The organism is Variovorax sp. WDL1 (assembly GCF_001541225.1).
Classification (GTDB): domain Bacteria; phylum Pseudomonadota; class Gammaproteobacteria; order Burkholderiales; family Burkholderiaceae_C; genus Variovorax.
Genome location: NZ_LMTS01000193.1, coordinates 52,113 through 58,203, shown reverse-complemented (window position 1 = coordinate 58,203; position 6,091 = coordinate 52,113). Strand labels below are relative to the sequence as shown.

The window sequence follows — 6,091 nt, the reverse complement described above, 5'->3', positions numbered from 1 at the left end:
TGGCCCGCCAGGGCAAGCTGCCGCAGGCTCGCGAGCTGGTCCGCGCCCTGCCTGAGCGCACCGAGGACGACAAGAAGCAGAAGTTCATGGCCGAGGTCCAACTGCTGCGCGATGCCAAGCAGTACCAGGCTGCTTACGACATGCTGGCGCAGGCCAGCTCGGCCAAACCCGGGGACACGGACCTCATCTACGACAAGGCGATGGTGGCAGAGAAGCTCAACCGCCTTGACGAGATGGAGCGCCTGCTGCGCCGCCTGATCGAGCTCAAGCCCGACAACCAGAACGCCTACAACGCCCTCGGCTACTCGCTGGCCGATCGCAAGATCCGCCTCGAGGAAGCGCGCACGCTGATCAAGAAGGCAGTGCAGCTCGCACCCGAGGACCCGTTCATCGCCGACAGCCTCGGCTGGGTCGAGTTCAGGCTCGGCAACACCGACGAAGCCGTGCGCATCCTCGAGTCCTCCTACAAGCGCCGGCCTGACCCGGAGATCGGGGCGCACCTCGGCGAAGTGCTGTGGGTCAAGGGCCAGCGCGATCGCGCCTTATCGATCTGGAAGGAGGCCCTCCTGGTGGATTCGGAGAACGAGACGTTGCAGGAGACGCTCAAGCGTCTGCGCGTGAAGCTTTGAAGCGCCGTCTCGCCTTATGCGCTGGTTGGGCCGGCCTGCTGCTGGCCGCAGGCTGTGCCAGCCCCGGAGGCCCGCCGAAGGACGCAGGTGCCGGACAGGCCTGGAGCGGCAGGCTTTCGCTGCGCGTCGACAGCGAGCCGGTGCAGACCTTCTCCGCCCTGTTCGAGCTGCGCGGCGCCTCGCATGCCGGCGAGCTCGTTCTCACGAGTCCGATCGGCAACACGCTGGCACAACTGCATTGGTCCCCGGGTGAGGCACTGCTGAGGAACGGCAGCGACACGCGGCGCTTCGACTCGGTAGACGCGCTGATCGAGGCCGCGACCGGCGCGGTCATTCCGGTGGGCGCGCTGTTCGGCTGGCTGTCTGGGCGCGAGGACCGGGTTCCCGGCTGGCGGCCGGACCTGTCCCAGATACGCGCCGGCCGCCTGCAGGCCACGCGCGAGTCGCCGCAGCCGCGAGCGGACCTGCGCATCGTCTTCGAACGCGCATGAACGCGCTCTACGACCTTCCGGCGCCGGCCAAGCTCAACCTATTCCTGCATATCACCGGCCGGCGCTCGGACGGTTACCACCTGCTGCAGTCGGTGTTCATGCTGATCGACTGGTGCGACACCCTGCACGTGGAGAAGCGCAGCGACGCCCGCCTGACGCGGGAGGACCTCACGACGCCTCTGCCGGAAGATGACCTGGTGCTGCGCGCCGCCAAGGCGCTCCAGGCTTTTGCCGGAACGACGGAGGGCGCCCACATCGGCATCTCCAAGCGGGTGCCGGCGCAGGCTGGCATGGGAGGCGGCTCTTCGGACGCGGCGACCTGCCTGCTGGCGCTCAATCGCCTTTGGCGCCTGGATCTGCCGTTGTCGAAACTCGAGCAGATCGGCCTGGCGCTCGGGGCCGATGTGCCCTTCTTCCTGCGCGGGCGCAACGCCTGGGTCGAAGGCATCGGGGAACAGATCACGCCGATCGAACTGCCCCCGGGGCGGTTCGTCGTGGTCAAGCCAGCGCAGGGCCTGGACACACGTCTTATTTTTGCCGCGCCGGAACTTCAGCGCGCCACGCCCGCTGCTATAATTTCTGGCTTTGCTGCACATGCCGGGCGAAACGAGGGCGAGATCAAGAGTCTTGGCTTCGGTCGCAACGATCTGCAGCCGGTCGCCGAGAGGCTCTGTCCCGCGGTCACCGAGGCCATTGAGTGGCTCGGTAGCCAAGGACTGGAGGCTCGCATGACCGGTTCAGGGAGTTCGGTATTTGCGGCAATGCCGCATGACGTGGAGCTGGCTGGCGCGCCTTCGGGCTGGCAGCTTCGCAAGTGCAGCAATCTGGCCATCCATCCCCTGGCGGGGTGGGCGGTCTAGAAGATCAGAGCGCTTTTGTGGTCTGATGCGACATATATCGGTGGGTGGCTCAGGCCGCCAACCCGTGTAGGGGAGTCGCCAAGCTGGTTAAGGCACTGGATTTTGATTCCAGCATGCAAAGGTTCGAATCCTTTCTCCCCTGCCAAATCTTCACGTTCACGAGAGTATTGGCGGCCCCTCGAACGGGCCATTTCCTTTTTTGCCGGGACGCTCATGCAGGTTCACCATCCTGATTTCATGGTTTTCACCGGCAATGCCAACCCGGGCCTTGCCGCCGAGATCGCGCACAACCTGGGCACCTCCCTAGGTGCCGCCCGCGTCGGCCGCTTCTCCGACGGTGAAGTCACTGTCGAGATCAACCAGAACGTGCGCGCTCGCGACGTGTTCGTGGTCCAGTCGACCTGCGCCCCGACCAACGAAAACCTGATGGAGCTGCTCATCATGGTCGACGCGCTCAAGCGCGCCTCGGCCGAGCGCATCAGTGCCGTGATCCCCTACTTCGGCTATGCGCGCCAGGACCGCCGTCCGCGCTCGAGCCGGGTGCCGATCTCGGCGAAGGTGGTGGCCAATCTGCTCGAGACGGTCGGCGTGGCCCGCGTGCTGACGATGGACCTGCACGCGGACCAGATCCAGGGCTTTTTCGACATCCCGGTCGACAACATCTACGCCTCGCCGGTTCTGCTGGGCGACTTGCGCCAGCAGAACTACGAAGACCTGATCGTGGTCTCGCCCGACGTCGGCGGCGTGGTGCGCGCCCGCGCACTGGCCAAGCAGCTCAATTGCGACCTTGCCATCATCGACAAGCGCCGTCCTCGCGCAAACGTAAGCGAAGTCATGCACGTGATCGGCGAGATCGACGGCCGCAACTGCGTGATCATGGATGACATGATCGACACCGCCGGCACGCTGGTGAAGGCGGCCGAAGTGCTCAAGGAACGCGGCGCCAAGAAGGTCTACGCCTACTGCACGCACCCGATCTTCTCGGGTCCGGCCATCGAGCGCATCGCCCAGGGCAGCGCACTCGACGAAGTGGTCGTTACCAACACGATCCCGCTGAACGATGGCGCGACCGGGTGCGCCAAGATCCGCCAGCTCTCCGTGGCGCCGCTGATCGCCGAAACGATCCAGCGCATCGCCAAGGGCGAATCGGTCATGAGTTTGTTCTCGGACCAGGAGAACCTCTTCTGAGGTGTCCCCGGGCCTGAGCAAGAAGCCGGGCGCCCTCCGTGGCGCCCTTTTTGAAACCGGAGTCGCACTGGTCGCGGTCGACTTCCACAGGAGTCAGTCATGAAATTCGTCGCTTACGAGCGCGCCAAGCAGGGCACGGGTGCGAGCCGCCGTCTCCGCATCACGGGCAAGACGCCCGGTATCGTCTACGGGGGTGAAGGCCAGCCCCAGCTGATCGAGCTCGATCACAACGCGCTGTGGCACGCTCTCAAGAAGGAAGCATTCCACTCGTCCATCCTCGAGATGGAACTGGCCGGCGCCACCAGCAAGGTGCTGCTGCGCGATGTGCAGTACCACCCCTTCCGCCCTCTGGTGCAGCATGTGGACTTCCAGCGCGTCGATGCCCGCACGCGCATGACCGTGAAGGTGCCGTTGCACTTCAAGGGCGAGGAAGAGTCCTCCGCCGTCAAGCTGGATCACAACCTCGTGAACCACGTGATGACCGAGATCGAAGTCAGCTGCCTGCCCGCTGACCTGCCCGAATTCATCGAGGTGGACCTCGCCGGCCTGACCAAGAATGCAACGCTTCACGTCAGCGACATCAAGCTGCCCAAGGGCCTGAAGTACATCAGCCACGGCAAGGGCAACCCCGTGGTGGTGTCGGCTGTGCCGCCGCTGGTGGCTGAGGAAGCCGCGCCGGCCGAAGGCGCCGCGGAAGGCGCACCGGCGGCCGCAAAGACGGACGCCAAGGCAGCACCCGCCAAGAAGAAGTAATCGCCTCGCGCCTGCTTCGCCACGACGGCCCGCCTCGCGCGGGCCGTTTTTTTGTTTGACGATGACTCCAGCCCGGTACTTCGCTGGACTGCGCCGTAGCTCGATGAAGCAGGTTTATCAAGGACTTACGCGCGTCCATCATATGCCGGTGCTTTCTGAAACTTGACCCGGTTTTCCCTCGCGCCGCTCCTATCTGGCTCTTGGAATTCGGGTCGTTCCAAGGAGTCATCATGGCGAAGATCAAGCTCACCAAGACCGCCGTAGAGTCGGCGCAACCCCAGGCCAAGGACATCGAACTACGGGATACCGTGGTGCCGGGTTTCCTCTGCAAGATTACCCCGAAGGGCCGTCGGGTGTTCATGCTCCAGTACCGCACGAACTCCGGGCAGCCCCGCAAGCCCTCGCTGGGCCTGTTCGGGGAACTGACCGTGGAGCAGGCCCGCGTCATGGCGCAGGACTGGCTGGCCGAGGTTCGCCGAGGCGGCGACCCCGGCGGCGCCAAGGCCGAGGCGCGCAAGGCGCCCACGGTCGAAGCGCTGTGCAAGAAGTTCATGGAGGACTACTCCAAGAAGCGCAACAAGCCGAGCACGCAGCGCGGCTATCAGGCCGTCATCGACCGCTGCATCGTCCCGCTGATCGGCCGCAAGAAGGTGCAGGACGTGAAGCGGCCCGACATTGCCGGGCTGATGGAGAAACTGGCCTACAAGCCCGCCGAGGCGAACAACGCCTTCGGCGTGCTGCGCAAGATGTTCAACCTGGCCGAAGTGTGGGGCTACCGCCCGGACGGCACGAACCCGTGCCGCCACGTCCCGATGTACCCGCCCGGCGAGGAAACCCGGCTCATCGTGGACGACGAACTGGCGCTGATCTTCCGCCAGTTGGAGAAGCTGGAGGCGGAAGGACTGGAGAACTACGTCATCCCGCTGGCGATTCGCCTGCAATTCGAGTTCGCCGGCCGCCGCTCCGAAATCTGCATGCTTGAATGGGATTGGGTCGATCTGGAGAACCGGCGCGTGGTCTGGCCCGACAGCAAGACCGGCGGCCTCTCCAAGCCCATGAGCGCGGAAGCCTATCGACTGTTCTCGACGGCACCGCGCCGAGAAGGTTGCCCCTACGTCCTGCCTTCGCCCAACGACCCGACCAAGCACCTGACCTTTGGCGAGCACTATGGCGGATGGTGCCGGGTGCTCAAGGCAGCCGGCGTCCCACACGTCGGCACGCACGGCATCCGCCACCGCTCCACGACCGACATTGCCAATTCGGGAGTGCCGACCAAGGTAGGCATGAAGCTGACGGGCCACAAGACCGTGGCGATGTTCATGCACTACGTCCACACCGAGGACAAGCCGGTGCGGGATGCTGCCGAACTGGTGGCGAGTCGGCGGCAGGCCATCACGGGCGCGCGGCGCCCTGCGGAGGCCACGGCATGAGCAAGAGGACGCTTTCGGTGGCGCCCCCCGCTGCCTTGGCGGCCGACTATCCCCGTTCCGCAATTTCCGAGACAGTGTCTGGGAAATTCGGCCTCGCCGAGCTGGCCAAGGTCTTCACGCTGCCGTGGTCGGCCTATGCGCTGCTGATTTCGGTCAAGGATGCCCGCGGATCGGTGGCCGGCATCCCGTCCAGTCGGCTCCGATTGTCGTGCCGGCGTCACGACAATCGGGCGGGCCATCCCTTCTATCTAGGTGCTACACCGGAGACTGGAAAAGTATGCCCGTTTCGGGTATAGTTTGGAGGTCGAAATGACGGTCATCCTCAAGCGCAAGGACTTTGCACGCTGGCAGTCGGGCGAGAAGCTGTCCGATGCCGCGTTGTGCAAGGCGGTTCAGGAGATGGAAAGCGGTCTGATCGACGCGGACTTGGGCGGCTCCCTCTACAAGAAGCGGGTGGCCCGCCCCGGTGGTGGTAAAAGCGGCGGCTACCGCACACTGGTATCGGCCAGGATCGGCAGCCGCTACGTGTTCCTGCATGGGTTCCCGAAGAACGACAAGGCGAACATCACGCAGGACGAGAAGAAGGCGCTGCAATTCGCCGGCAAAGCGTTCTTGCAACTGTCCGGGGAAACGTTATCGAAGGCGTTGCAGTCGGGCGTGTTATTGGAGGTGCATTGTGAGCAAGATCATTGAATCCCTGCGTGACGACCTGGCCACGCTTCATGAAGTGGGTGCGATCA

General features: G+C 64.6%; 8 protein-coding genes, 1 tRNA gene and 1 pseudogene. All 10 read left to right on the top strand.

What is annotated here, in order from left to right; all coding sequences use genetic code 11:
* A partial coding sequence (locus APY03_RS44500) for a tetratricopeptide repeat protein (RefSeq protein WP_232324411.1) occupies window positions 1–629 on the top strand: 629 nt, incomplete at its 5' end.
* Window positions 626–1,120: a lipoprotein insertase outer membrane protein LolB gene (locus tag APY03_RS25865; protein WP_068681389.1), complete on the top strand. Its 495-nt coding sequence runs from the start codon at window positions 626–628 to the stop codon at window positions 1,118–1,120. The genes APY03_RS44500 and APY03_RS25865, both read left to right, overlap by 4 nt.
* A complete protein-coding gene (gene ispE / locus APY03_RS25860; RefSeq protein WP_068681387.1) occupies window positions 1,117–1,980 on the top strand; it encodes a 4-(cytidine 5'-diphospho)-2-C-methyl-D-erythritol kinase in 864 nt (287 codons plus the stop codon). The genes APY03_RS25865 and ispE overlap by 4 nt, the downstream gene beginning before the upstream one ends.
* Before the next feature lie 68 nt (window positions 1,981–2,048).
* Window positions 2,049–2,125 (top strand) — tRNA-Gln (locus APY03_RS25855).
* A 68-nt stretch (window positions 2,126–2,193) separates the two neighbouring features.
* A complete protein-coding gene (locus APY03_RS25850; protein WP_068681385.1) occupies window positions 2,194–3,168 on the top strand; it encodes a ribose-phosphate pyrophosphokinase in 975 nt (324 codons plus the stop codon).
* Window positions 3,169–3,267: 99 nt separating this feature from the next.
* On the top strand, window positions 3,268–3,921 hold the full coding sequence (locus tag APY03_RS25845) for a 50S ribosomal protein L25/general stress protein Ctc (protein WP_068681383.1): 654 nt from the start codon (window positions 3,268–3,270) through the stop codon (window positions 3,919–3,921).
* A 230-nt stretch (window positions 3,922–4,151) separates the two neighbouring features.
* Entirely contained in the window at window positions 4,152–5,351 is a 1,200-nt protein-coding gene (locus APY03_RS25840) for a tyrosine-type recombinase/integrase (RefSeq protein WP_028240170.1), read from the top strand.
* Window positions 5,348–5,647 carry a hypothetical protein gene (locus APY03_RS41800; RefSeq protein ID WP_033045758.1) on the top strand — a complete coding sequence of 100 codons (300 nt, stop codon included), beginning with the start codon at window positions 5,348–5,350 and terminating at the stop codon, window positions 5,645–5,647. The genes APY03_RS25840 and APY03_RS41800 overlap by 4 nt, the downstream gene beginning before the upstream one ends.
* Before the next feature lie 13 nt (window positions 5,648–5,660).
* Window positions 5,661–6,044 (top strand): type II toxin-antitoxin system RelE/ParE family toxin, encoded by a 384-nt coding sequence (locus APY03_RS25835; RefSeq protein ID WP_028240169.1) that lies wholly within the window; start codon window positions 5,661–5,663, stop codon window positions 6,042–6,044.
* Window positions 6,028–6,091, top strand: a pseudogene (locus APY03_RS44495) (helix-turn-helix domain-containing protein); the annotation flags it as partial. The gene APY03_RS25835 and the pseudogene APY03_RS44495, both read left to right, overlap by 17 nt.

What these genes read in the sequence shown, in the direction of transcription:
- APY03_RS25835 (WP_028240169.1), top strand. Translation starts at nt 5,661, where the DNA reads ATGACGGTCATCCTCAAGCGCAAGGACTTTGCACGCTGGCAGTCGGGC.
- APY03_RS41800 (WP_033045758.1), top strand. Translation starts at nt 5,348, where the DNA reads ATGAGCAAGAGGACGCTTTCGGTGGCGCCCCCCGCTGCCTTGGCGGCC.
- APY03_RS25845 (WP_068681383.1), top strand. Translation starts at nt 3,268, where the DNA reads ATGAAATTCGTCGCTTACGAGCGCGCCAAGCAGGGCACGGGTGCGAGC.
- ispE (WP_068681387.1), top strand. Translation starts at nt 1,117, where the DNA reads ATGAACGCGCTCTACGACCTTCCGGCGCCGGCCAAGCTCAACCTATTC.
- APY03_RS25850 (WP_068681385.1), top strand. Translation starts at nt 2,194, where the DNA reads ATGCAGGTTCACCATCCTGATTTCATGGTTTTCACCGGCAATGCCAAC.
- APY03_RS25840 (WP_028240170.1), top strand. Translation starts at nt 4,152, where the DNA reads ATGGCGAAGATCAAGCTCACCAAGACCGCCGTAGAGTCGGCGCAACCC.